Origin of the sequence: Intestinimonas butyriciproducens, from assembly GCF_016901775.1 — a bacterium.
Lineage (GTDB): Bacteria > Bacillota > Clostridia > Oscillospirales > Butyricicoccaceae > Pseudobutyricicoccus.
On sequence record NZ_JACJKW010000006.1, the window covers coordinates 16,230 to 39,598 of the forward strand.

At 57.3% G+C, this 23,369-nt stretch carries 27 protein-coding genes; 14 read left to right on the forward strand and 13 right to left on the reverse strand.

The window, feature by feature from the left end; all coding sequences use genetic code 11:
* Positions 1-21: 21 nt before the first annotated feature.
* From H6A25_RS04220 to H6A25_RS04235, 4 genes are all read right to left on the reverse strand, one after another.
* Complete coding sequence (locus tag H6A25_RS04220) at positions 22-561, reverse strand: inorganic diphosphatase (protein WP_118426251.1); 540 nt, start codon at positions 559-561, stop codon at positions 22-24.
* 53 nt (positions 562-614) lie between these two features.
* A complete protein-coding gene (prfA, locus tag H6A25_RS04225; RefSeq protein WP_204750755.1) occupies positions 615-1,685 on the reverse strand; it encodes a peptide chain release factor 1 in 1,071 nt (356 codons plus the stop codon).
* 27 nt (positions 1,686-1,712) lie between these two features.
* Positions 1,713-2,213, reverse strand: a complete 501-nt coding sequence (locus H6A25_RS04230; protein ID WP_204750756.1) for an ECF transporter S component — start codon at positions 2,211-2,213, stop codon at positions 1,713-1,715.
* A 236-nt stretch (positions 2,214-2,449) separates the two neighbouring features.
* Positions 2,450-2,662 (reverse strand): cold-shock protein, encoded by a 213-nt coding sequence (locus H6A25_RS04235; protein ID WP_118426254.1) that lies wholly within the window; start codon positions 2,660-2,662, stop codon positions 2,450-2,452.
* Between the two features lie 298 nt (positions 2,663-2,960).
* Between H6A25_RS04235 and H6A25_RS04240 the strand changes: the two genes are divergently transcribed.
* From H6A25_RS04240 to H6A25_RS04250, 3 genes are all read left to right on the forward strand, one after another.
* Positions 2,961-3,128 (forward strand): hypothetical protein, encoded by a 168-nt coding sequence (locus tag H6A25_RS04240; RefSeq protein WP_204750757.1) that lies wholly within the window; start codon positions 2,961-2,963, stop codon positions 3,126-3,128.
* A 36-nt stretch (positions 3,129-3,164) separates the two neighbouring features.
* The gene (locus H6A25_RS04245) at positions 3,165-3,464 is read left to right on the forward strand and encodes a YtxH domain-containing protein (RefSeq protein ID WP_204750758.1); all 300 of its coding nucleotides are present in this window, start codon (positions 3,165-3,167) and stop codon (positions 3,462-3,464) included.
* A gap of 175 nt (positions 3,465-3,639) precedes the next feature.
* Positions 3,640-4,008 carry a hypothetical protein gene (locus tag H6A25_RS04250; protein WP_204750759.1) on the forward strand — a complete coding sequence of 123 codons (369 nt, stop codon included), beginning with the start codon at positions 3,640-3,642 and terminating at the stop codon, positions 4,006-4,008.
* A gap of 334 nt (positions 4,009-4,342) precedes the next feature.
* Here H6A25_RS04250 and trpS read toward each other — a convergent pair whose 3' ends face one another.
* From trpS to H6A25_RS04295, 9 genes are all read right to left on the reverse strand, one after another.
* A complete protein-coding gene (gene trpS, locus H6A25_RS04255) occupies positions 4,343-5,437 on the reverse strand; it encodes a tryptophan--tRNA ligase (protein ID WP_204750760.1) in 1,095 nt (364 codons plus the stop codon).
* A 391-nt stretch (positions 5,438-5,828) separates the two neighbouring features.
* Positions 5,829-7,421 (reverse strand): hypothetical protein, encoded by a 1,593-nt coding sequence (locus tag H6A25_RS04260; RefSeq protein ID WP_204750761.1) that lies wholly within the window; start codon positions 7,419-7,421, stop codon positions 5,829-5,831.
* On the reverse strand, positions 7,408-8,124 hold the full coding sequence (locus H6A25_RS04265) for an ABC transporter ATP-binding protein (RefSeq protein WP_204750762.1): 717 nt from the start codon (positions 8,122-8,124) through the stop codon (positions 7,408-7,410). Before H6A25_RS04265 ends, H6A25_RS04260 begins: the two co-directional genes overlap by 14 nt.
* 3 nt (positions 8,125-8,127) lie before the next feature.
* Positions 8,128-10,029, reverse strand: a complete 1,902-nt coding sequence (locus H6A25_RS04270; protein ID WP_204750763.1) for an ABC-F family ATP-binding cassette domain-containing protein — start codon at positions 10,027-10,029, stop codon at positions 8,128-8,130.
* 132 nt (positions 10,030-10,161) lie between these two features.
* On the reverse strand, positions 10,162-10,659 hold the full coding sequence (locus H6A25_RS04275; RefSeq protein WP_204750764.1) for a DUF6512 family protein: 498 nt from the start codon (positions 10,657-10,659) through the stop codon (positions 10,162-10,164).
* A gap of 179 nt (positions 10,660-10,838) precedes the next feature.
* Positions 10,839-11,135, reverse strand: a complete 297-nt coding sequence (locus tag H6A25_RS04280) for a DUF3592 domain-containing protein (RefSeq protein WP_430651161.1) — start codon at positions 11,133-11,135, stop codon at positions 10,839-10,841.
* A 123-nt stretch (positions 11,136-11,258) separates the two neighbouring features.
* A complete protein-coding gene (locus tag H6A25_RS04285) occupies positions 11,259-12,284 on the reverse strand; it encodes a 1-aminocyclopropane-1-carboxylate deaminase/D-cysteine desulfhydrase (RefSeq protein WP_204750766.1) in 1,026 nt (341 codons plus the stop codon).
* A gap of 93 nt (positions 12,285-12,377) precedes the next feature.
* Complete coding sequence (locus tag H6A25_RS04290) at positions 12,378-13,172, reverse strand: putative hydro-lyase (protein ID WP_204750767.1); 795 nt, start codon at positions 13,170-13,172, stop codon at positions 12,378-12,380.
* 27 nt (positions 13,173-13,199) lie between these two features.
* On the reverse strand, positions 13,200-14,057 hold the full coding sequence (locus H6A25_RS04295; protein ID WP_204750768.1) for a DUF4392 domain-containing protein: 858 nt from the start codon (positions 14,055-14,057) through the stop codon (positions 13,200-13,202).
* A 239-nt stretch (positions 14,058-14,296) separates the two neighbouring features.
* Here H6A25_RS04295 and H6A25_RS04300 point away from each other — a divergent pair, with 239 nt between their 5' ends.
* The 11 genes from H6A25_RS04300 to fabG all read left to right on the forward strand — a co-directional run bounded on the left by H6A25_RS04300 (position 14,297) and on the right by fabG (position 23,369).
* Positions 14,297-14,632 carry a DUF3870 domain-containing protein gene (locus tag H6A25_RS04300; RefSeq protein ID WP_204750769.1) on the forward strand — a complete coding sequence of 112 codons (336 nt, stop codon included), beginning with the start codon at positions 14,297-14,299 and terminating at the stop codon, positions 14,630-14,632.
* Positions 14,633-14,805: 173 nt separating this feature from the next.
* Positions 14,806-15,030, forward strand: a complete 225-nt coding sequence (acpP, locus tag H6A25_RS04305) for an acyl carrier protein (protein WP_207750815.1) — start codon at positions 14,806-14,808, stop codon at positions 15,028-15,030.
* 21 nt (positions 15,031-15,051) lie between these two features.
* The gene (gene accB / locus H6A25_RS04310) at positions 15,052-15,507 is read left to right on the forward strand and encodes an acetyl-CoA carboxylase biotin carboxyl carrier protein (RefSeq protein ID WP_204750770.1); all 456 of its coding nucleotides are present in this window, start codon (positions 15,052-15,054) and stop codon (positions 15,505-15,507) included.
* Position 15,508: 1 nt separating this feature from the next.
* Positions 15,509-16,888, forward strand: a complete 1,380-nt coding sequence (gene accC / locus H6A25_RS04315) for an acetyl-CoA carboxylase biotin carboxylase subunit (protein ID WP_204750771.1) — start codon at positions 15,509-15,511, stop codon at positions 16,886-16,888.
* A 7-nt stretch (positions 16,889-16,895) separates the two neighbouring features.
* Positions 16,896-17,780, forward strand: a complete 885-nt coding sequence (gene accD, locus H6A25_RS04320) for an acetyl-CoA carboxylase, carboxyltransferase subunit beta (protein ID WP_204750772.1) — start codon at positions 16,896-16,898, stop codon at positions 17,778-17,780.
* Positions 17,781-17,785: 5 nt separating this feature from the next.
* On the forward strand, positions 17,786-18,733 hold the full coding sequence (locus H6A25_RS04325) for an acetyl-CoA carboxylase carboxyltransferase subunit alpha (protein ID WP_204750773.1): 948 nt from the start codon (positions 17,786-17,788) through the stop codon (positions 18,731-18,733).
* Complete coding sequence (locus H6A25_RS04330; protein ID WP_204750774.1) at positions 18,730-19,668, forward strand: beta-ketoacyl-ACP synthase III; 939 nt, start codon at positions 18,730-18,732, stop codon at positions 19,666-19,668. The genes H6A25_RS04325 and H6A25_RS04330 overlap by 4 nt, the downstream gene beginning before the upstream one ends.
* Positions 19,669-19,689: 21 nt before the next feature.
* Positions 19,690-20,625: a DUF561 domain-containing protein gene (locus H6A25_RS04335; RefSeq protein WP_204750775.1), complete on the forward strand. Its 936-nt coding sequence runs from the start codon at positions 19,690-19,692 to the stop codon at positions 20,623-20,625.
* The gene (locus H6A25_RS04340; RefSeq protein WP_204750776.1) at positions 20,622-21,695 is read left to right on the forward strand and encodes an NAD(P)H-dependent flavin oxidoreductase; all 1,074 of its coding nucleotides are present in this window, start codon (positions 20,622-20,624) and stop codon (positions 21,693-21,695) included. The genes H6A25_RS04335 and H6A25_RS04340 overlap by 4 nt, the downstream gene beginning before the upstream one ends.
* Entirely contained in the window at positions 21,692-22,624 is a 933-nt protein-coding gene (gene fabD, locus H6A25_RS04345) for an ACP S-malonyltransferase (RefSeq protein WP_204750777.1), read from the forward strand. The genes H6A25_RS04340 and fabD overlap by 4 nt, the downstream gene beginning before the upstream one ends.
* Before the next feature lies 1 nt (position 22,625).
* On the forward strand, positions 22,626-23,369 hold the full coding sequence (gene fabG, locus H6A25_RS04350; protein WP_204750778.1) for a 3-oxoacyl-[acyl-carrier-protein] reductase: 744 nt from the start codon (positions 22,626-22,628) through the stop codon (positions 23,367-23,369).

The window sequence follows — 23,369 nt, forward strand, 5'->3', positions numbered from 1 at the left end:
CGCTGGCCCCGGTGATGGATGTTATTCCATTCTTCCGCAAAAATGACACTCGTAGGTATACAAAGTCTCCCGGATGATCTGCAAAGCCGCTTCCCGGCCCAGAGTGTTGCTCAAAGTGGTGTTTTTATGTTCCAGACTCTTATAGACCTCAAAGAAATTGGCGATCTCATTGAGGATATGGGGAGGAAGCTGGTTCACATCCTGATAGTAATTCCAGGTGGGATCCTCCAGAGGGATGGCGATGATCTTATCGTCATATTCCTCCCCGTCCACCATGCGCACCACCCCGATGGGGTAGCACTCCACTTCCACCAGCGGATCCAGGGTCTCGCTGCACAGCACCAGCACATCCAGCGGGTCGCCGTCATCGGCATAGGTGCGGGGAATGAAGCCGTAGTTGGCCGGGTAGTGGGTGGAGGTATAAAGGATCCGATCCAGGCGCAGCAGACCGGTGCGCTTATCCAGCTCGTACTTTTTCTTGCTGCCTGCCGGGATCTCGATCACCGCCATGAACTTTTCCGGTTTGATGCTGCTGGGGTCGATGTCATGCCAAATGTTCATTTGATACACTTCCTTTATTCTATGCCGGCTCTGTCTCTTTCATCACCGGTTCTTTATTCTTCTGTCCCCGTCCGCAGCTTTTCCGCCTGATCGGCGGCGATGAGAGCGTCGATGATCTCGTCCAGATCCCCGTCCAGCACGGCATCCAGCCGGTGGAGCGTCAGTCCGATGCGGTGATCGGTGACCCGTCCCTGTGGATAGTTATAGGTGCGCACCCGCTCGCTCCGGTCGCCGGAACCAACCTGGCTGCGCCGCTCGCTGGCCCGCTCCTTGTCCAGGGCCTGCTGCTGCATTTCATACAGCTTGGTGCGCAGAATCTTCATGGCTCTGTCCCGGTTTTTGTGCTGGCTGCGCTCGTCCTGGCACTCCACCACCAGTCCGGTGGGCAGGTGGGTGATGCGAATGGCCGATTCGGTCTTGTTCACATGCTGGCCGCCGGCGCCGCCGGAACGATAGGTATCGATCTGCAAATCACCGGGATCGATCTGCACTTCCACTTCCTCGGCTTCAGGCAGAACGGCCACTGTGGCCGCCGAGGTATGAATGCGCCCGGAGGACTCGGTCTCCGGCACCCGCTGCACCCGATGGGTGCCGCTTTCAAACTTGAAGCGGGAAAAGGCACCTGCGCCCCGCACCTCAAAACTGATTTCCTTGATGCCCCCCAGCTCGGTCTCATTGCTGCTGAGCACTTCCACTGTATAACGCTTCCGCTCGGCGTACATGGAGTACATCCGGAAGAGGGAATGGGCAAACAGCGCCGCTTCCTCTCCGCCCACGCCGCCGCGGATCTCTACGATGACATTCTTATCGTCGTTTTCATCTTTGGGCAAAAGGAGCAGGCGGATCTGCTGTTCCAGCTCTTCCAGACGGTCTTTGCTCTCTTCAAACTCCGCCTGACAAAGCTCCCGCATCTCTCCCTCTTCGCTGTGCATCAGCTCCTGGGCATCCTCCATATCCTTCTGGGTGCGGCGCCAGGCCCGATAGGCCTCCACCACCGGGGTCAGCTCCTTCTGCTCTTTCAGCAGACGGGCCGCCTTTTCCGGATCGGCATACAGATCTCCCTGGGCCAGCGCTTCTTCCAGCTCGCCAAATCGTTTTTCCACAAGTTCCAGCTTTTCAAGCATATGTTTCGTTTTCCTTTATCTCTATGATTATTTCACATATTTTCCGGCTGTGCGGCGCACCAGCTTCTGCAGCGCCAGGTAAAGGGCGGCCGCCACTGCGGATTGGATCAGATTGAGAGGAATGCCCGCTGCCGCGGCCCCCAGGCCGTACACCAGCCAGCTTCCCAGAAAATACCCGGCCACATTGATGAAAGAAGCCAGCAGCAGCCCCAGCACCATCCGCCAGGGACCGGCCTGCTTCCCTCCGGCCAGGCGGCACATGGTGTAGGCCATCAGCCCTTTGATCACAAGGGACATGGGGGCCCAGGGCAGCATAGCGCCCAGGAAAATATCGGCCAGCGCAGCCCCGGCGGAAGCCGCCAGAATGGCATAGGGCGCGGGGAGAATGACGCAGGCCAGATAGATCACCCCATCGCCAATATGGGCATACTCATTGAGAATACGCAGGAAAGGGAACATCACCGTGAGCAAGATCATGGCGGTAAACACCGAAGCAATGACCAGCATACGCACATTGGTTTTTCCCATTTTTGCTGTCTCCTTCCAGACTCCGGCTTTGTCTCTGGCCGGAAGCTACCTTAAATTATAGACGAAAGCCCGCCTGCTTGCAAGGGGGAGCCTCCCCCTCTCTGCCCTGCTTTTCCAAAGATTTTACCCTTTTTCCACCGCTTTCGCCGCCGGAGATCTTCCTCCGCTGATCCTTTGGGAATATGACAAAAAGGCCGCCGCAGAATCCCTTCCGCAACGGCCCTTTTCACTGGCTCTTAGAGCACTACCACATTGGCAGCCCGCAGCTTTTCGCTGTTCTTGGGATCGGGCTCCACATCAAAGCTCACCTGCTGGCCTTCCTTCAGAGTGCGGAAGCCTTCAGCCTGGATAGCGGAGAAATGCACAAACACATCCTCGCCGCCCTCGTCGCAGGACAGGAAGCCGTAGCCCTTTTCGTCGTTGAACCATTTTACTGTACCGGTCATGATAGGTACCTCCCATTTCTGTTTTGAATAATTCCGGTGTAAAAAAATCTCACACCCTTTTGCAAATCATCAGGAGCAGGACAATGACTTACAAAAAAATGTGAGACGATCGTTCATTCCAGAATATTACGAGATGATTATACCAACAGAAAGCAGCCTTGTCAAACAAAACTTTCTCCCTGCATAGCGGGGTTTTTCCCGGGCAAAATACAGTCATTCCCCTCATCGATCTCCCATGATTGCAGGAATAGTATACGCATTTCCGGAGAAAATACAACTGCCTGCAAAGGAGGTTTTCCACATGAATGAAAAACAGCGCACCAATGGGGCCAAAAAGGTCCCGGTGAAAACGGTCTGCACATCCGCAGGAATGCGGCGGGACCGGGTGCGACCCCTCACTCACGCTCCTCTTCCCGATGAACAAAGCGTCCGGGAGGAAATGCACTGGGTGATGGAAAACCAGAAATAATGCGGCGGCGCCGCGAAAGAAAGGATCAATGCTTTTATGAAAAAGAAGCTGTTTGCACTGATGATGGCCTGTGCCATGCTGATGATGGCCTCGGCCTGCTCCAGCAAAAACGATGCCAACACCGGCACCGATACCAATCAGGATTCTGTCCAGGATGATAGGAACGACACCGAAAACGATCTCAATGACATGGGCGATGATCTGAAAGATGCCGGAGACGACATCGTGGACGAAGGCAAGGATATGGTGGACGAAGGCAAAGACATGGTGGATAACGCCATTGAAGAAGGCAAGGAAGCCACCGAAAGCAACACCGACAGCGCCCAGAAAAACTAACCGGGCAAAAGAAGGCGGTTTGTACCGCCTTCTTTTTATGTAACAATTCTTTCATCCTTATTTCATATTTTGGAGGCTTTTTTGTTCATAAATCCCTGGTAAAGTGGGAACATCCTCAGGGGACGCCTTGAGGAACACACAACCCCCTTCAGCGAAGAAAGGATGAGAACACAGCATGAAACGCTTTTTCGCCTTGCTGATGGCTTCCGCACTGCTTTTGTCGGCAGCGGCCTGTTCCAGCAAGGACGACACCCAGGACACTTCCAGTCAAACCAGTGATACCAGTGATGTGTCCGGCAATGTCTCCGACAATACCGAAAGCACAGATTCCTCCAGCATCACCGATACCGATGAGGATTCCTCCGGCACAGTATCCGATGATCTCAACGATGCAGATGACAGCACAGGCTCTCTGAGCGACGACAGCTCGTCCGATCTGGCAGATGACTCCAGCTCGGATACCACCGGTACCACTGACACCGGTGATTCCTCGCTGAACAATGATTCTTCCGCCACTACGGACGATACCACTGTGCAGCCCTAACCAAGCCCTTTCTACCGACAGTGTCTTTCCCAGTGAAAGATTCTGTCCATTCCCTCTTTATACCTCTCTTTTCAAAAGCAAGAGCCGCCCTCCCAGGGGCGGCTCTTGCTGAGCGTGTCGAAAAAAGTGACTTAGGTCACTTTTTCGAGGTTTTGCAAGGGGCTGCATGCACGCCTTCGGCGCACACTGGCCCCTTGATAGGTGCAAAAAGCCACGCACAGGTCGCGGCTTTTTGCGGATTGATGAGAGGTAGGGCAAACGATCTTTTTCGTTATGTAGGTTTCTCGACAGTCTGAAGCAAGAGCCGCCTTCCGGGGCGGCTCTTGCTTTTTTATCAGCGGTTTTCGTTCTCATATTTATCCATATGAGCTTTGATCAATTCCCCATCCTGAAAGTAGTCGATCCGCATGGCCCGTTTCACCTGATCCACCGTGGCCCCGGCGGTATTCCGGGCTTTCTGGCTGCCCTCCTTCAGAATCTGATACACTGCCCCGATGTCCTTTTCATATTCCTTCCGCCGCCGGCGGATGGGCTCCAGCTCCTTCTGCAGGATCCGGTTGAGGAACCGTTTGATCTTCACATCGCCCAGTCCCCCTTTCTGATAATGGGCTTTCAGCTGCTCCAAACTCTCATACTCCGGCAGAAACTCCGGAAAATGCTCTGGGCGGCAAAAAGCATCCAGATAGGTAAAGACCGTATTGCCCTCAATATGTCCCGGGTCCGATACTTTTACATGCAAGGGATCGGTGTACATATTCATGATTTTTTCCTCCACCACCTGGGGCGGATCGGCCAGATAGATGCAGTTGCCCAGAGATTTGCTCATCTTAGCCTTACCATCGGTGCCCGGCAGCCGCTGATAAACGCTGTTTTCTTCCAAAAGAGCCTCCGGCTCTGTAAGGATGGGCTGGTATATGGCATTGAACCGGCGCACGATTTCCCGGGTCTGCTCCAACATGGGCAGCTGATCCTGCCCCACCGGCACATCGGTGGCATGGAAAGCGGTGATATCCGCTGCCTGACTCACCGGGTAACAAAGAAAACCTGCCGGAATATTGGCTTCAAAATTCCGCAGTTGGATCTCGGCTTTCACCGTGGGATTCCGATAAAGGCGGGAAACGGTGACCAGATTCAGATAGTAAAAAGTCAGCTCGGTCAGTTCCGGGATCTGGGACTGCACAAACAAAGTGGAAACCCGGGGGTCTAGTCCAGCAGACAAATAGTCCAGCGCCACCTCAATGATGTTCTGCCGGATTTTTTCCGGATTGTCAAAATTGTCTGTCAGCGCCTGGGCATCGGCGATCATAATAAAAATCTTGTCATACTCCCCGGAATCCTGAAGGATCACCCGCCGGTGCAGAGAGCCTACATAATGCCCCAGATGCAGCCGGCCTGTGGGTCGGTCCCCTGTCAGAATGATTTTGCTCATTTCCATCGCTCCTTCTTTCTGTGTTTTCTGCCAAAGGAACGAAAAAACGCCCTTGACAGAATGATGTTCTGTCAAGGGCGAATAAAACCATCTTATCCGCGGTGCCACCTTGATTCATAGGAGACCCTATGCGCTTTGCAGGATACCAACATATCCCCGGCAACTGACGGATGCCTTCCCGTCGCAGAATACTCTGGAACAGATCTGTTCCATTTGACTGCGCCCTCAGCGGTCCATTTGACAACTTGTTTCTCACCCGGCTCTCAGCTTCCCAGGCTCTCTGTAAAGGCATCATTGCCCTTATCTCCGCTTCAACGGTTTCGCTATTTTGTTTTCGTTTTCAGCATAGTCCTGTTTTCCCGCTTTGTCAACCGGAAAACAGATTTATTTTTTAAAGCTGCTCATATTCCTCAGCGCCCTTTGTAAGGATCAGCCGCCACAGCAGGATACAACCCACCATCAGCACCACCAAGGCACAAAAGCAATAGACATGGTAGCTCATCACTTTCCGGGCCAAAAACCAGTAGCAAAGGCTCAAGGCCAGCATGGCCCCCATTCCTCCAAAGCTGGCCGCCATCACGCTGGCGCTCTGTTTGACCACAGCATTTTCACTGGTATAATCCAGCCGGGGCCAGAGCAGGTTGGCATACAGGCCAAACAGGGCGATGAGCAATCCCAGCAAACTGGGCACCAGGAAAAACAGCACCAGATCCAAAAGAGAAAATCCCTTCGAAAAGGCCAGAAGGATCACGCTGACCGCCACGGCCGGCAGAAGCAGGATCATGTTGACCGCCAGCTTCCCCAAGAACACATCCCGGGGCGAAAGGGGGCTGCTGCGCAGCACCCACAGCCGGTTCCCCTCCAGCGAGATGCTGGGGGATGTAGTGCAGGTGGTGGCGGCACAGAAGCACATGGCGGCCATGAGAGCCGGCGCAATCAGCTCCTGGATCTGAGGAACTGCACCCAAGGCCTGTAAGGCATCGGTCCCCTTCCAGACTACCATCACCGCCATGGCCACCATCAGCAAAGCGCCGATGCCGCAGTTGAACAGATAGGTGGGCATGGACAAAAGCCGGGCGCCTTCTTTCCGGCACACCGCCACCCAAGGGCAGCTGACCCGCAAAGGCTTCTTCCGATAAACTGCTTTGACGCCGGATGTGCTCCGCAGGTCGAGAAACCCTTTCTGTACCAGCCACAAAAGCACGCCGGCCGGCAGGATGCCCCACAGCACTGCCCAGAGGAAGGAGGAAAAAGACCCCTGCTCCAAGGCAATGGCAAAATGGTAAAAAGGCGGCATGGCCTTGCGGAACACATGGGACAGCTCCTCTCCCCGCTGGATCAGCAGGGTGATATAGCTGTTGAGATTCATGCAGAAATAGAGATAGACCAGAAAGGCGGCGGCGGTGAGCAGCAGCATGATGATATTTTTGCCCCGGCCCAAAAGCCGTCCCACCTGCGCCAGCAGATACCCTACCGCCCCGGCCAGGGACAGCGGCAGCAGCGGCAGCGCCAGAAGAAGCACCAACAGCATGGGATAAAAGGACAGCCCCGGCCGCACAAGATAACAATAGACGCCCACCGTGGGGATCATCACCAAAGCGTTATAGGCATATTCCAGCAAAAGCAGGCTGAGCAGACGGCTGGCGGCGATCTGCAAAGGGGTCACCGGCAAAGACAGCAGCAGATCTCCGTCTTTGGCCTGGAAGATCTGGGACTGCATACTGAATACCGTCAAAATAAAGCAAAGGGCCGCCGAAGAAAAAGCCCCTACGGCCAGCGCCATCCAGGACAAACCCAGGGGGGCCAGACTGGACACCAGTCCTGCGGTGGTAGCTCCGAACAGAGCCATCATCACCCCTATCACATAAAGGAACAGAAAGCCCATGAGGATCTTCCGCCCCAAAGAGGCTTTCTTTCCCCGGCGCCCGGGGGCATACAGCGCCCCCCGCAGCTTGACAGCCAGCAATATCTTAAGATTTCTCATCGTCTACCAGCTCCAAAAATACCTGTTCCAGAGATTCGTTCCCCTTCACTTCTTCCATGGTGCCGCAGGCAGCCAGTTTGCCTTCCTTGATGATGGCCACCTTGTGGCACAGCTTTTCCGCCACTTCCAGCACATGGGTGGAAAAGAAAATGGCGCCGCCCTTTTGACAGATGTCTGTCATGATCATTTTCAGATCATGGGCGGCCTTGGGATCCAGTCCCACAAAAGGCTCGTCCATCAAAAGCAGCTTGGGCTCGTGAATCAGCGCGCCAATCAAAGCCAGCTTCTGCTTCATGCCATGGGAATAGGTGCTCACCGTGCTGCCCAGATCTCCGGTGAGGCCGAACAGATCGCTGTATTTGCCGATCCGCTCTTCCCTCTCCCGTTTGGGAACCTGGAAAATATCAGCAATGAAATTCAAATACTGGATTCCTGTCAAAAACTCATAGAGATCCGGATTGTCTGGGATATAAGCCAGGCGTTTTTTGCATTCCAGCGGGTTTTCCCGCACCGAAATGCCATCCACCCGGATCTCTCCCTTCTGAAAGGGCAGAATGCCGGCCACGGCCTTGATGGTGGTGGTCTTTCCGGCTCCGTTGTGGCCGATGAATCCGAAAATCTCCCCGGAGCAGATCTCCAGAGACAAATCGTTCACCGCCACTTTGCTGCCATATTCTTTGGTAAAATGCTCAATCTGCAACATGGTTTATTCCTCCGCCAAAAGCGCAAGTTCCTCCTGCTTTTCATAAAGCTCCAAAAGCTGGTTTTCCGTCTCTTCCTTTTCTTCATACAAAGCGGCCAGGCGCACATGGTCGCTGCCGCACTCTTCCATTTCCCCGTCCAGCTCTTCCAGCCGTTTTTCCAAAGCTCCGATGCGCTTTTCCACTTCCCGGCGCATTTTCCGGCTCTCCCGGGTCTCTTTTCCACCGCTGCGGCTCTTTTCTTTTTTCTCCGCCTTCTCCGGCTTTTCTGTCTTTTCCGGAATCATGCTCTGCATCTGGGCCTGCTGCCGCCTTTTGGCCTGCTGGTATTCCTCATAGGTGCCGATATAATCCTGGATCTCTCCGTTTTCAAAGGCCCAGATCCGGGTGGCGAACCGGTTGATAAAATATCGGTCATGGGAAACGAAGATCATGGTCTCGCTAAAATCGTCGATGGCATCCTCAATCCATTCCTTGGTAAGGATATCCAAATGGTTGGTGGGTTCGTCCAGAAACAATGTGTTGATCTCGCTGTTCATAAAGATGCACAGCTTCAGCCGGGCCTTTTCCCCGCCGGAGAGCACCGACACTTCCTTGAACACCGTCTCCCCCTGAAAGCCATAGGCCGCCAGCCGGTCCCGGCTGTCCTGCACATCCAGGTTGGTCTCATAAAGCATGGTATCCAGGATGTTCCGCTCCGGGTGGGCAAACTCCACCACCTGAGGCAGGTACCCCACCCGCAGTCCGGCCCCTTCATAGATCCGGCCGGCAAAGGGAGGCAGCTTGCCCAGAAGGGTGCTGACCAGGGTGGTTTTGCCGCAGCCATTGTCTCCGATCACCGCCACCCGTTCGCCCCGGAGGATGATCTTGTCCAAAGGCTGGTGGAAGGGATGGTCATAACCCGTCTGCAGGCCGGAGAGCTGATAGACTTCGTCCCCCGAACGGCCCGCTTCCTTGAAGCGGTTTTTCATCTTATGTTCCTGGCGGATGGTCTTGACCCGCTCGATCCGCTGGAGACGGCGCTCCATGGCAAAGGCCCGCTTCATCAGCTTGGCATTGCCCATGCCCCAGCCCTTCATCCGTTCCACGGTAAAGCTGAGACGGGCGATCTCTTTGTCCTGGCGGCGTTTTGCGGCCTCCAGCTGCTCCATCAGCTCCTGCTTTTTGTCCACATAATAGCTATAATTGCCGGAATAGACTGTCAGCTTTCCCTCCTGGATCTCAAAGATTTTCTGGGCCACCCGGTCGAGAAAATACCGGTCATGGGAGATGATGAGCACGGCGCCTTTGAAAGAATTGAGGTATTCCTCCAACCATTCGATGGAATGGAGATCCAGGTGGTTGGTGGGCTCGTCCAAAAGCAGGATGTCGGTTTCCATCAAAATGACCCGGGCCAGATTTACTCTGGTCTTTTCCCCGCCGGACAGGCTCATGAAGGATCGCTCCTGCATCTCGGGAGGAATGTCCAGACCGTTTGTCATCCGGTTGTATTTGACCTCCAGCTCATAACCCCCGGCGGTCTCAAAGGCAGTTTGCAGCCGGGCGTACTGATCCAGCTCCTGAGGAGTGGCTGTGCCCTCGGCCATGCGCCCTTCCAGCTGCCGCAGCTTTTCCCCCATATTCAGGATATCCTCAAAGGCCTGCATGAGCACCTGGCGCACGGTGACAGACGGTGCATACTCCGGCAGCTGATCCAAAAGGGCAATCCGGGCCCCATCCCGGATATTTACTTCGCCAGTGTCATAGCCCTCTTTGCCCATGAGGATGTTGAACAGGGTGGTTTTACCGCAGCCGTTGGGGCCGACGATCCCCACCCGCTGGCCGGGATATAGCTCAAAGGAAATATCCTCCAGAAGGTGAAAATCGCTGTAATATTTGTTCAGTTGATTGACTGTGATCTCTGCCATAGCATTTCCTCCATAATCAGAGACATTATACGCTGTTTTACAGTATTAAGTCAATTCTTTGCCGCCTTCTCCTCTTTTATTATAAAGATTATAAAGAGAAAAAGCGGCGCAGACTGCACCGCTTTTCCATTCTTATTTTTTTGCCGGATCCCAGAACAGAGGCAGAGCGGGACTTTCCCTGGTGAACACCACAAGGGAAAGGGCCAGAAAGCACAGAATCCCCACTCCCAAGGCTCCCTGCCACAAAGGCCGGGGCTGACCCAGGAGCCGATATCCCATCCGCAGCCCTCCGGCCGAAGCCAGCAGATAGATCAGGATATCCACCGGCAGGCAGCTTGTGATGCCCAGGGCGCTGGTATAGGCATAAAATGCCCCGATCTGATGCACCAGATAAAACAAAGTACCGCAGGCCATGGCCCAGGCCAATGTGGCCCAATTTGCCCCCGCTCCCTTTCCCAGCCACAAAATCACCAGACACAACGGCCAGAATCCCAGCTTGCTGTGCTCCCACACGCTTTCGCTGCTGGCAAACAGCAGTCCCACCAGGGGATTTTCTCCCGACCATTCGTAAAAGAAATGGGAGGCGCTTCCCACCACCCACACAAAGAGCAAAGACCACAGCATTTTCATTCCATCACCTCAAAAGAAGTGTATGCCCTCTTCCCCTCTCACATACAAACCCCCGGCCGGAAAATTCCGGCCGGGGGTTACATCGAAACAGCAGCAAAAGCGGCTTTTTGCAGATTGTTGAAGGATAAAGCAAATTTTTCCCTTTTCTCTTCTTTCTTCACGCTGATCCGGCAGGCTTTCTAGCTCAGCAACGCAATGCCCAGGCAAATGAGAATGGGTATGGCCCCCATCACCCCAAAACAGACGCTGAGGGCCCGATACACTCTGCTGTCATACCCTTTGATATAGGATCGTTGAGGGCGGCGAGGATCGTAACAAACCGTGATTCGATCCCCCTGTTTCAAAGGCATAGGGGATCTTCCCGCTCCTTTTCCCTGGCAGACCATCCCTTCCGTTTCATATTGATACACCGGATAAAAAGTCAGCCCGTCAGAGGTGCTTCTGCTTTTGATGTCCACCACCACGCCCTGGGCCAACGCAGTGCAGTTTCTCCTTCTTTTTGCCGCAATAAAAGTCAATAGCAACCCGGGGATCCAAAAGGCACCTCCCAAGGTACACAGAGTCAAACAGAGCCCCAACTCCATCTGTTTTCCCCTTTCTTACAGCAGGTGGAGACCCGCTTTCAATTCCTGCTCCATAGCCCTGCGGTGCTTGGGATTGTAAAGGGCCGGCGTGCCGCCGGTGTGGAGGAAGAGCACCTTGCTGCCCTTGGGGATCTTTCCCGTCTCCGCCATATCCAGAAGGCCGCCGAAAGCTTTTCCGGTATAACAAGGATCCAGCAGAATAGCTTCCTTCTGACCCATGGTGTAAATGGCCTGGCGGGCCCTCTCGTCCACCGAGTTGTACCCTTCTCCCACATAGCCCTTTTCAATGAAGAAATCTTCCCGTTTGGCATCTTCCGGCAAACCGAACTCCTGGCAGGCTTCCCGGTAATATTCCATCAGCCGCTTCTCCTTAGGCTCACCAAAGGGAGAGATGGCCACACCCAGCACTTTAGAAGAAAGACCTGCATACCGTGCCCCCATGAAAAGCCCCAGGTAAGTGCCCAGGCTTCCGGCGGCACAGGCGATATAGTCCGGAGAAAGATCCATCTTTGCCAGCTGATCCTTCATCTCCAGAGCGCACTCAAAATACCCCCGCAGTCCCACGGTATTGGAACCGCCCACCGGGATCTCATAAACCTTTTCTCCCTGCTTTTCATAGTGCTCCCGCACCTGCTGGCCAAAGAGTTTGTTCTGCTCTCCTTCATCGGAACCATCGCTGGGCTTGACCCATACCTCGGCCCCCATGATCCGGTCCAGCAAAATATTGGCATTGATGCCTTCCGGATGATCGTCCAGGCAGAGGATGGCGCATTTCATGCCATATCTGGCGGCCACTGCCGCTGTGAGCCGGCCGTGGTTGGTCTGGGCTCCGCCGTAGGTGAGAAGCAGTGTGGCCCCTTGCCTTTTGGCATCCCACAAAAGGTATTCCAGCTTCCGCAGCTTGTTGCCGCCCATCCCCAGATCGGTCATATCGTCCCGCTTGATGAAAAACTCGCAGCCGGTCATGGCCGAAATGGCAGGCAGATGCTGGATGGGTGTGGGAAGTGTGATAAAATGTTCCTTATCGTATCCGAACAGCATGGCGCATTCCTCCTTTTCTGATTACAATCAGTGTACTCCGAACCCTTACCAAAAAGCAAGAGCGCCGGGAACTTTCGGCGCCCTTTTTCTCATTCAATCTTTCAGCTGGCTGTTTTTGACGTCGGTGATGAGCATATGCCCGGGAGCATGGGTGATGGCAAAGGGCAGTCTGGCCTCCTCCAGCACATTCTGCGGGGTAACGCCGCAGGGCCAGAACACCGGCACTTCCCCAGGGGCGATATCCACCGCCTGGCCGTAATCAGGCCGAGTAATATCCGCAATGCCGATCTCCGCCGGAGAACCGATGTGAACCGGCGCACCGTGGACCCGGGGCATGGCGGCGGTGACGGTCACCGCCCGCACCACCTGGGAAGGAGGCATGGGACGCATACTCACCACCATATTCCCATGAAAAACCCCGGCGCTATGACAAGGGATGTTGGTGCGGTACATGGGCACATTCCGCCCTTGCTCAATATGGCGTACCGGCACTCCGGCCTCCAGCAGGGCCGCTTCAAAGGAAAAACTGCACCCGATGAGAAAGCTCACCAGATCATCCCGCCAAAGATCCTCCACCTGGGTGTATTCCCCGGCCAGTTCCCCGTTCCGATACAGCCGGTATCGGGGAAAATCCCGGGCAATATCCACATCCTGCGCCAAAAAGGACAAGCTGCGGCTTCCCGCCTCGCTGACCTCCAGCACCGGGCAGGCCCGGCTGTTCCTCTGGGCAAAGAGCAAAAAATCGTAGGCGTACTCTTTGGGCAGCACCACCAGATTGCACTGGGCATATCCCATGCACAGTCCTGCCGTGGGGCCGTCATACTCCCCCCGCCGGATGATCCGGCGTACCTGCTGGGGCGTCAGGCCTTCCATTTCTTCCAGTCTCATTTTTCCCCACTCCTTTCCCTTTCTGGGTTACAGCGCCGCCTGAACCGGCTGGATCGCCTGACGCAGCTGCCGGAGCACCTGGAGATTTTCATCCAGACTCAGTCCGTCCACACTGCTCTGCCGTTTCCCGGTAACCCCGTCCACTCCCCCGGCTTCCACCACCCGGGAAAGCAGCTGCTCTTCCTGCTCGTCGTCGGGAAGCAGCCACCGGCCGGTGCGGCGGCTGAGCAGGGCTTCCACACCCCATCCCCACCAGTTGGACACACCGGAGGCCAGGGCATGATCGGCCCTCACCTTGGCACAGATTTTTTCCCCATGGGGCACTCCCTCCCGGATCTGCCGGGAGAATGTGCCCATCCCCAGTTCATTGCCCCCATCGCCAATGGCAATGGAGCGGGGAGCCTTTTCCAGCAGCAGATCGGTGTCGGCCACCAGATGATCGATCACCTGACCCCGCATATTGTGGTAATGGCCATCCTCTCCCTTGCCGGGCCGCTCGATGGCAATGACCAGATCAGGCTTTTCTGAAAGGAGCTTTTCACAGTCTTCCCTGGCCCGCTCCTGCTCTACACAGCGGCAGGAGGCCCCGGGCGCTCTATGGCGGCAGGCCGCTTCCACCAAAGGCATACTCCACCGGTCGGTGACCACCGTCACTTCTTTTCCCAGCTGGGTCAGGCCATGGGCAATATGAGCTGCCCCCACCGGGCCGTCGGTCTCCCCCACCTCTGCTGCCGCCACGGGAAATCCGGTGAGGATCATCACCTTTTTGGCGTCTATCATCTCGTCTACCATGGCGTCCAGATCGGCCAGAGGCAATTTCCCCAAAAGCCCCCGCTCTCCCGGGTCCCAGGTGAGAATCTGCGCCAGTTCTTCGCTCTTTTCCATACCAATATCCCCCATATTTCGCAAAAAAAGATCCGCCAAAAACGCCTGGTCGCCCAGACGCTTCCAACGGATCTTACCGCCGTTGGGCAGAGCCGGCAAAGGCCCGCCCCAGCGGTAAAACTCTATTTGATTCTGCCGTTATTATAGCCCCCGCAAAAGACCTTTGTCAAGGAGGGAAAGATGGTGGTATACTATATCTGATTTTTCCCGGCCCTGCCGGGGTTTGGAGGGCATTTTGTATGGACTATTCCCCTGATACCGTTTTCATCACCGGCCAGGCCCGCCCCGCCAAGGAGGACGCCATCTCCCTGGTTCACGGCGTCTTTTACCTGGGACTGATCGTCAACCGGAAAACAGGGCGCATTGAAGACGCCCAGTGCAACACCATTCTGCCCATGACCGACCGGTTTGTCCACTCCCTCATCGTGGGCAAGCGCCTGGGTGAGGACATGGATGAATTGGAAAAAATCATCCGCTGCCGGTACTTTGCCCTGACCCAGCGCGCCCTGCTGGCCAGCCTGAAAGACGCCCGCAACCAATATCTGAATCTGTGCCGCAGAGAAGAAAAAATCTGATTTTTCTTCCTTATATAATACCGATGCCGCCCCTCCTTCGGGAGAGGCGGTTTTTTCTTTTTTCCCCTTGACATTTTGCTTCCTTCTGTTAGAATATTGCTTAAAATATTTTATTTAAAATTTTTTAACTAAAATATTTGAACCAATTTATGAAAAGAAATGAGGATTTTATCATGTTTGACAAAGTGAAAGAGATCATTGTGGACACCCTGGATTGCAGCGCCGACGATGTGACCATGGAGGCCTCCCTCACCGAGACTCTGGGCGCCGACAGCCTGGACGCCGTGGAGCTGCAGCTGGCTCTGGAGGATTCCCTGGGCGTTTCCATCCCCGATGATGCCCTCACCCAGATGAAAACAGTGGGCGATATCGTCAGCTACCTGGAAGCCAATCACTAAATCTCCCGGGAGGGAACACCCATGACCCAAGCTGAACTGTTCGCTCTCATGGACCGCTTTGATCAAAGCGGTCTTTGGGAGCTTTGTTACCGAACAGGGGAAGAAAAGATCACCCTGCGGAAAGGTCCGGCGGCTCCCCTGCCCCCGGCTCCCCCGGCGGCCGTCCCCATGGCCCCGGCCGCTCCTGCCATTCAGAACACCGCCCCCGCAGCCCCGGCTCCCGCTCCTGAGAAAGAGGGCAAGGAAGTCACCGCCCCTCTGGTGGGCACTTTTTATGTAGCTCCCGCCCCGGGAGAGGAACCTTTCGCTCCGGTGGGAAAACATTTGCAAAAAGGCGATACCCTTTGCCTGATCGAGGCCATGAAAATGATCAACCAGGTCCCCGCTCCCTTCGACTGCCAGGTGCTGGAGGTTCTGGGAGAAAACGGCCAGCTGGTCTCCTTTGGCCAGAGCCTGTTCCGCCTCAAGGAGTGCTGATATGTTCAAGCGTATTCTGATTTGCAACCGGGGAGAGATCGCCCTTCGCATCATCCGGGCCTGCCGGGAGATGGGCATCGAAACGGTAGCCGCCTATTCCCAGGCCGACGAAGGCAGCCTGCCCGCTCAGCTGGCCACCCAGGCGGTGTGCATCGGACCGGCCAAGGCTGCGGACAGCTATCTCAATGCCTGCGCCTTGCTCACCGCCGCCCAGCTCACCGGCTGTCAGGCCATCCACCCCGGCTACGGCTTTCTGTCGGAAAACGCCGAGTTTTCCGATCTGTGCCGGGACTGCGGCATTCAGTTCATCGGCCCTTCGGGCCATGTGATCCGCCAGATGGGAAACAAAGCCGCCGCCCGAAAGCTGGTTTCCCAGAAAGGCGTGCCGGTGGTGCCCGGCTCCCCCGGTCCGGTGGCCGATGTGGAGGAAGCCCGCCAGGCGGCAGAAAAGGCCGGCTACCCGGTGCTCATCAAAGCCAGCGCCGGAGGGGGCGGCCGGGGGATGCGCCGTGTGAACGCGCCGGAAGAGCTGGAAAGCGCTTTCCAGGCCGCCCAGGCCGAATCCATGGCCTGTTTCGGCTCCGATGAAATGTATGTGGAAAAGCTGATCCTCCATCCCCGGCATATTGAAGTGCAGATCCTGGCCGACTCCCAGGGGCATGTGATTCATCTGGGCGAACGGGACTGCTCCATCCAGCGGAAAAACCAGAAGCTGATGGAAGAATCCCCCGCCCGGGGCCTGACCCCCGCTCTGCGGGAGCAAATGGGCCGGGATGCCGTGCTGGCCGCCCAGGCGGCAGGCTATGTGGGGGCCGGCACCATTGAGTTCGTCATGGACCAGGAAGACCACTATTATTTCATCGAAATGAACACCCGTATCCAGGTGGAGCATCCGGTGACCGAAATGGTCACCGGGGTGGACCTGGTGCAGGAACAGATCCGCATTGCGGCCGGACTGCCCCTGTCCTATTCCCAGGAGGACATCCACCTGGAAGGCCACGCCATCGAGTGCCGCATCAATGCAGAGGATTTCCGCCGGGGCTTTCTTCCCTGTCCGGGAAAAACGGAATTTCTCCATCTGCCCGGCGGCCCGGGTGTACGGGTAGATACCGCCCTTTACACCGGCTATGAACTGAGCCCCTATTATGACTCTCTGGCCGCCAAAGTCATTGCACACGCCCCCACCCGGCTGGGAGCCATCCGGCGGATGCGCCGGGCCTTGGAGGAACTGGTGATCGAAGGCTATTCCACCACCGCCCCCCTGGCCCATCTGATCCTGTATCACCCCGACTACATCCGCGGCCATTATGACACCGGTTTTCTGGAACAGAATCTCGACACTCTGCTTCAGTGGGAGCCCCGGGTCGAGAAGGAGATGTGATTGACCCATGACAAACTTTTTTTCTTCTCAACGCCAGCGGCTGTTTCAGCTGAAGGCCATGCGGGACGGCGCTGCCCCCCAGAATCCAGGCTCCCAGCCGGTGAATGAGTCCCATCCCTTTATCCAATGTCCCGGCTGCGGCTCCGCCCTCACCCGGCGGCAGCTGGCCGAGACCATGTGGGTCTGCCCTTCCTGCGGCCACCATTTCCCTATGGATGCCTATTACCGCCTGAAAACCATTCTGGACGATCACAGCTTCCGGGAACTGGATCGGGATCTCACCGCCCGGGACCCTCTCCACTTTCCCGGCTACGCCAAAAAGCTGCTGAACAAGCAGCAAAGCACCGGCCTGAGTGAAGGCATTGTCACCGCCAAAGGCCGCATCGGCGGCCATGGGGTCATTGTGGGCGTGATGGACAGCCGCTTCTTTATGGGCAGCATGGGTGTGGCTTTGGGAGAGAAAGTCGCCCGGTGTGCCGAAAAAGCCCAGAAGTATAAATTGCCCCTCATCCTCTTCACCGCCAGCGGCGGAGCCCGGATGCAGGAAGGCATTCTGTCTTTGATGCAGATGGCCAAAACCAGCGCCGCCATAGAGCGATTCTCTCAGGCCGGCGGACTTCTGATCGTCTGCCTCACCCACCCCACCACCGGAGGCGTCACCGCCAGCTTTGCCTCCCTGGGGGATATCACCCTGGCTGAGCCAGGGGCCCTCATCGGCTTTGCCGGCCCCCGGGTCATTCAGCAGACCATCGGTCAAAGCCTGCCCCAGGGCTTTCAGCAGGCGGAATTTTTGCAGGAGCACGGCTTTGTGGATCAGGTGGTGCCCCGATCCCAGATGCGCCCCACCCTCATCAGACTGCTTGACCTGCACCGGGGAAGGAGAAAACGATGAACTGTATGATGGAACAAACCGAGCGTCAGCTCCAATCCCTCCGTGCCCAGATCGGTCAGCTGGGGGACGATGCCGCCAGCCAGATCCGCCGGGAGCAGCTGCGGCGGGACATGAAGCAGCTGCTGGAAGCCTGCCGCACCCTTTCTCCCGCCGACAAGGTCTATCTGGCCCGTCACCCTTCCCGCCCCGGAACCGCCGACTATATCTCTGCTCTGTTCACCGATTTTTTTGAACAGCAGGGAGACCGTCTGTCCGCCGAGGACGGCAGTATTTATGGGGGCATTGCTCTGTTTCACGGCAAGCCGGTGACCGTGATGGGCCACCGGAAAGGAAAAGACCTGCAGGAAAACCTAAGGTGCAATTTCGGCATGCCCAACCCGGAGGGCTACCGGAAGGCCCTGCGCCTGATGGAAGGGGCGGAAAAATTCCGCCGCCCCATCATCACCTTTATCGACACTCCGGGAGCCTATCCGGGCATGGCCGCCGAGGAAAAGGGCCAAGGCAGCGCCATTGCCCACTGTCTGGCCGCCATGAGCCGTCTGACCGTTCCCTTCATTGCGGTGGTCACCGGCGAAGGGGGCAGCGGCGGCGCTTTGGCCCTGGGCATGGGCAACAGTGTGCTCATGCTGGAGCACGCTATTTATTCGGTGCTCTCCCCCGAGGGTTTCGCCTCCATTCTGTGGAAGGATTCCTCCCGCAGCGGAGAAGCCGCCCAAGTGATGGGCCTTACCGCCCAGGATCTTCTGAACCTGGGCGTTATCGATGAAATCATCCCCGAGCCTCTGGGAGGCGCCCACCAGAACCCCAAGCAGATATACCGCCGCCTGGACGCCGCTCTGACAGAGCAGCTGGAGCGTCTTTCCAAGATCAAAGACCTGCAGCGCCACCGGTTCGGCAAATACCGGGCCATGGGCAATGGATTTTTATATGATGCCGGGAGGGACAGCCAATGACCGGACTTCAGATTTTAGGCACCGGCCGGAGCCTTCCCCGAAAGGTGCTCACAAACGAGGATATGCGCCAGTTTGTGGACACCAGTGACGAGTGGATCACAAGCCGTACCGGCATCCACACCCGGCATCTGTGCCAGGAGGAAACCTGTACCACCCTGGCCGCCCAGGCCGGGCAAAAGGCTCTGGAAGCATCCGGAATCTCACCCGACGAGATCGGCCTTTGCATTGTAGCCACCTTTACCCCCCAGTGGGCCACCCCTTCTGTGGCCTGCCTGGTGCAAAAGGAACTGGGACTTCCCTACGGTATCCCCTGTTTTGACTTAAACGCCGCCTGCAGCGGCTTTTTATACGCTTTGGATACCGCCCGGGCTCTGCTGACAGCCCACGACACCAAATACGCCCTGGTCATCGGCGCCGAGCAGATCAGCCAGGTGCTGGATTTCTCCGACCGGAGCACCTGCGTGCTCTTCGGAGACGGGGCCGGTGCGGCGGTGGTCACTCTTTCCCCGGAGCATCCCTATGCCAGTCTGCTGGGCTCCGATGGCGCCCAGAGCTGCATCTGGGCAGAAGGCCCCGGCCCTCACCCCAGCCATCTGCAGATGGACGGCAAAGCGGTGTTCCGCTTCGCTGTGGACATCATTCCCCGGGCCGTTCATGGGCTTTTGGAGAAAACCGACCTTTCCCTCTCCCAGATCCACCATGTGGTGTGCCATCAGGCCAACAGCCGCATTCTGGATTACGCCGCCAAAAAACTTCAGGCTCCGGAAGGGCTTTTTTATCAGAACATCGGCTGCTACGGCAACACCAGCGCCGCCAGCATCCCCATCTGTCTGGACGAAATGGCCCGTGACGGGCTGCTCTCCCCGGGCAAACGGGTGCTCTGCGTGGGCTTTGGCGCCGGGCTGACCTGGGGCGCCTGTCTCCTCACCTTTTAAACACAGAGAAAGGATCACACCATGAAACTCAATGCACTTCTGGGAACTGAGTTCCCCATCATTCAGGGCGGTATGGCCAACATCGCCACCGCTCCCTTTGCCGCCGCCGTCTCGAGTGCCGGGGCCCTGGGGCTCATCGGCGCAGGCGGCATGGACGCCCACACCCTGCGCCAGCACATCCGCCAGTGCCGTGAGCTCACCGACAAGCCCTTCGGCGTCAACATCATGCTGATGAACCCCGCCGCTGCGGAAATGGCCCAGGTGGTGGTGGAAGAGCAGGTGCCCGTGGTGACCACCGGCGCCGGAAGCCCGGCTCCCTATATGGACGCCTGGAAAAAGGCGGGTATCAAGGTCATCCCGGTGGTGGCCGCTCCCCTGCTGGCCAAGCGCCTGGAAAACTATGGCGCCGATGCCATCGTGGCCGAGGGTACCGAAAGTGGCGGCCACGTGGGCGAAATGACCACCATGGCCCTGGTTCCCCAGGTTGTGGACGCCGTAAACATCCCGGTGATCGCCGCCGGCGGCATTGCCGATGGCCGTCAGCTGCTGGCCGCCTTTGCTCTGGGGGCCTGCGGCGTGCAAGTGGGCACCTGTCTGCTGGCCAGCCAGGAATGCCCCATCCACCAAAACTACAAGGAAGCCGTGCTGGGAGCCAAGGGCAGCGACACCGTGGTCACTGGACGCATTGCCGGCACACCGGTGCGCATTCTGAAAAACAAGATGGCCCGGGAATATGTCACCCAGGAAAAGGCAGGCGCCGACAAGATGGAGCTGGAAAAGTACACCCTGGGCAGTCTGCGCCGGGCGGTCTTTGAAGGAGACACCGACTATGGCAGCCTGATGGCCGGACAAGTGGTGGGTCAGCTCCACGAAATCCGCCCCCTGCGTCAAATCTTTGAAGAACTGATGGCAGGTTATAACCGGCAGCTTCAGGCTTTGGCGGAGGAAACAAAATGAGCACCCTTTCTCTTGCCGGACACACCCTTTCCCTCCCCATCGCCCAGGGCGGTATGGGAGTGGGCGTCTCTCTGGGGCGGCTGGCTGGCCATGTGGCAGCCTTGGGCGGACTGGGCACCATCAGCACCGCCGTCGCCGGTTTTCAGGAGCCGGATTTTGAAACCGATCCCAATGGAGCCAATCTGCGGGCGCTGAAAAACCATGTACAACAGGCCCTCTCCCTGGCCAAAGGGGCCGGGGTCGTGGCCATCAACGCCATGGTAGCCACCCGGCAATATGCCGACAGCATCCGCGCCTCGGTGGAAGCCGGTGTGCAGGCGGTGATCTCCGGCGCTGGTTTGCCCATGGATCTGCCCGGCATCGTTCCCGAGGAAAAGGTGGCCCTGGGACCCATCGTCTCTTCCGGGCGGGCCGCGTCTCTCATCTGCCGGGCCTGGGACAAACGGTTCCATCGCACTCCCGACCTGGTGGTGGTGGAGGGCAGCCAGGCCGGCGGACATCTGGGCTTTTCTCATGAGCAAATGGCACGGCACACCGCCCCCTCTTTGGAAACCATTGTGAAGGAAGTGAGCGATGCCCTGGCTCCCTTCCGGGAAAAATACAAAAAAGCCATTCCGGTATTTGCCGCCGGAGGGGTGTGGGGCCGGGAAAAGATGGCCAAATTGCGCCAGGCCGGAGCCGACGGCGTGCAGCTTGCCACTCCCTTTATCGCCACCGAGGAATGTGATGCCAGCCAGGGCTTCAAGAATGTGATCCTGAAGGCCCGGGACGAGGATGTGTGCATCATCCCCAGTCCGGTGGGCATGCCTGGCCGGGCGGTGCGCACCCCCCTGCTTCAGCGGCTGGAAAAGGAAAAGCGGCTGAAGCCGGAAAAGTGCATTTCCTGTCTCACCCCCTGCGATCCCAAAACCGCCCCCTACTGCATCTCCCGGGCGCTGATCCGTGCCGTACAGGGAGACCGGGAAAACGGTCTGTTTTTCTGCGGCGGCCAGGTAGGACAGATCAATAAAATGACCACCGTTTCCCAGCTGATGGAGCAGCTGATGAGGGATTGGAGGAACGAAGAATGAAACTGGCTTTTTTATACGCCGGACAGGGCAGCCAGCACGCCGGAATGGGGCAGGATCTCTATGAGACCTATCCCCTCTTCCGCCAGATCCTGGACGATGCGCCGGTGGATTTTGATTTGAAAAAATTGTGCTTCCATGGGCCGGAGGACCAGTTGTCCCAGACCCGGTACACCCAGCCCTGCATGGTGGCCTTTGCTGTCGGGATCACTGCCCTTTTGAAAGAGCGGGGCATTGTTCCCCAGGCCGCCGCCGGACTGAGTCTGGGCGAATATTCCGCCCTCCAGGCCGCCGGGGTCTTTACTCCCCGGGAGGCCATCGCCCTGGCCGCTTTCCGGGGCAAGGCTATGGAAGAAGCCGCCCAGGGCATGGAAAGCGCCATGTATGCCGTGCTGAACCTAGATCGGAACACCCTGGAAGAAGTGTGCCGGAAAGCCTCTGAGAAAGGCCCTGTTTATCTGGCCAACTACAACTGCCCCGGCCAGATCGTCATCGGCGGCAGCCGGGAAGGGGCGGAGGAAGCCTGCCGTCTGGCGCTGGAAGCCGGCGCTCGCCGCTGCCTGCCTTTGAAGGTCAGCGGCCCCTTCCACACCCCTCTCATGGCCCCCGCCGGAAAGGCTCTGGAAGAGCATTTTGCCGGTCTTTCCTTTGGCGAAATGGCTTTCCCCGTCTATTTCAACTGCCTGGGACGGCCCAAAACAGCAGAGGAAACCATTCCCCAGCTTCTGGTGCGCCAGGTGCAGACCAGCGTCTACATGGAAGACACCATCCGCCATATGGCCGATGCAGGCATTGATACCATTGTGGAAGCGGGGCCGGGCAAAGCCCTGTCCGGCTTTGTGAAAAAGACCGCCCCCCAGATCAGAACCATCCCGGTGGAAACAGCCCAGCAGCTGGAGGACGCCGTGACACTGTTGAAAAAGGAGAATTGACATGGATCTCAAGGGAAAAAATGCCCTGGTCACCGGCGGCAGCCGGGGAATCGGCCGGGCCATCTGCCTGGAACTGGCCGCCCGGGGCGCCAATGTGCTGGCAGGCTACGCCGGGAGAGAAGACGCCGCTTTGGAGACCGTCCGCCTCTGCCGGGAAAAAGGCGTGGAAGCCGAAGCTATTCAAGGCGATGTGTCTAAGGCCGCCGATGTTCAGGCCATGGTGGACAAAGTGCTCAAAACCTGGGGCACATTGGATATCCTGGTGTGCAACGCCGGCATCACCCGGGACAATTTGGCCATGCGCATGAGCGAAGAGGACTTTGACGCCGTGCTGGACGCCAACCTGAAAGGAGCGTTCCTGTGCATGAAAGCTGCCTGCCGTCCCATGATGAAGCAGCGCTTTGGACGGATCATCTGCCTGTCCAGCATTGTGGGCCTGCGTGGCAATGCCGGCCAGGCCAACTACGCCGCCAGCAAGGCAGGGCTCATCGGCATGAGCAAATCCTTTGCCAAAGAACTGGCCGCCCGGGGCATCACCGTCAATCTGGTGGCCCCTGGCTTTATCGAAACCGATATGACCGCCGTTTTGCCGGAAAAGGTCCGGGAAGGCCTGCTGTCCTCCATCCCAATGGGCAAGCTGGGCCAGGCGGAGGATGTGGCCCGGGCGGCTGTCTTTTTCGCCCAGCCGGATGCCGGCTACATCACCGGTCAGGTGCTGTGCGTCGACGGCGGCATGGCCGTTTAA

Coding starts and splice junctions, on each gene's coding strand:
- H6A25_RS04220 (WP_118426251.1), bottom strand. CDS start 561: ATGAACATTTGGCATGACATCGACCCCAGCAGCATCAAACCGGAAAAG.
- prfA (WP_204750755.1), bottom strand. CDS start 1,685: ATGCTTGAAAAGCTGGAACTTGTGGAAAAACGATTTGGCGAGCTGGAA.
- H6A25_RS04230 (WP_204750756.1), bottom strand. CDS start 2,213: ATGGGAAAAACCAATGTGCGTATGCTGGTCATTGCTTCGGTGTTTACC.
- H6A25_RS04240 (WP_204750757.1), top strand. CDS start 2,961: ATGAATGAAAAACAGCGCACCAATGGGGCCAAAAAGGTCCCGGTGAAA.
- H6A25_RS04245 (WP_204750758.1), top strand. CDS start 3,165: ATGAAAAAGAAGCTGTTTGCACTGATGATGGCCTGTGCCATGCTGATG.
- H6A25_RS04250 (WP_204750759.1), top strand. CDS start 3,640: ATGAAACGCTTTTTCGCCTTGCTGATGGCTTCCGCACTGCTTTTGTCG.
- trpS (WP_204750760.1), bottom strand. CDS start 5,437: ATGAGCAAAATCATTCTGACAGGGGACCGACCCACAGGCCGGCTGCAT.
- H6A25_RS04260 (WP_204750761.1), bottom strand. CDS start 7,421: ATGAGAAATCTTAAGATATTGCTGGCTGTCAAGCTGCGGGGGGCGCTG.
- H6A25_RS04265 (WP_204750762.1), bottom strand. CDS start 8,124: ATGTTGCAGATTGAGCATTTTACCAAAGAATATGGCAGCAAAGTGGCG.
- H6A25_RS04270 (WP_204750763.1), bottom strand. CDS start 10,029: ATGGCAGAGATCACAGTCAATCAACTGAACAAATATTACAGCGATTTT.
- H6A25_RS04275 (WP_204750764.1), bottom strand. CDS start 10,659: ATGAAAATGCTGTGGTCTTTGCTCTTTGTGTGGGTGGTGGGAAGCGCC.
- H6A25_RS04285 (WP_204750766.1), bottom strand. CDS start 12,284: ATGCTGTTCGGATACGATAAGGAACATTTTATCACACTTCCCACACCC.
- H6A25_RS04290 (WP_204750767.1), bottom strand. CDS start 13,172: ATGAGACTGGAAGAAATGGAAGGCCTGACGCCCCAGCAGGTACGCCGG.
- H6A25_RS04295 (WP_204750768.1), bottom strand. CDS start 14,057: ATGGAAAAGAGCGAAGAACTGGCGCAGATTCTCACCTGGGACCCGGGA.
- H6A25_RS04300 (WP_204750769.1), top strand. CDS start 14,297: ATGGACTATTCCCCTGATACCGTTTTCATCACCGGCCAGGCCCGCCCC.
- acpP (WP_207750815.1), top strand. CDS start 14,806: ATGTTTGACAAAGTGAAAGAGATCATTGTGGACACCCTGGATTGCAGC.
- accB (WP_204750770.1), top strand. CDS start 15,052: ATGACCCAAGCTGAACTGTTCGCTCTCATGGACCGCTTTGATCAAAGC.
- accC (WP_204750771.1), top strand. CDS start 15,509: ATGTTCAAGCGTATTCTGATTTGCAACCGGGGAGAGATCGCCCTTCGC.
- accD (WP_204750772.1), top strand. CDS start 16,896: ATGACAAACTTTTTTTCTTCTCAACGCCAGCGGCTGTTTCAGCTGAAG.
- H6A25_RS04325 (WP_204750773.1), top strand. CDS start 17,786: ATGATGGAACAAACCGAGCGTCAGCTCCAATCCCTCCGTGCCCAGATC.
- H6A25_RS04330 (WP_204750774.1), top strand. CDS start 18,730: ATGACCGGACTTCAGATTTTAGGCACCGGCCGGAGCCTTCCCCGAAAG.
- H6A25_RS04335 (WP_204750775.1), top strand. CDS start 19,690: ATGAAACTCAATGCACTTCTGGGAACTGAGTTCCCCATCATTCAGGGC.
- H6A25_RS04340 (WP_204750776.1), top strand. CDS start 20,622: ATGAGCACCCTTTCTCTTGCCGGACACACCCTTTCCCTCCCCATCGCC.
- fabD (WP_204750777.1), top strand. CDS start 21,692: ATGAAACTGGCTTTTTTATACGCCGGACAGGGCAGCCAGCACGCCGGA.
- fabG (WP_204750778.1), top strand. CDS start 22,626: ATGGATCTCAAGGGAAAAAATGCCCTGGTCACCGGCGGCAGCCGGGGA.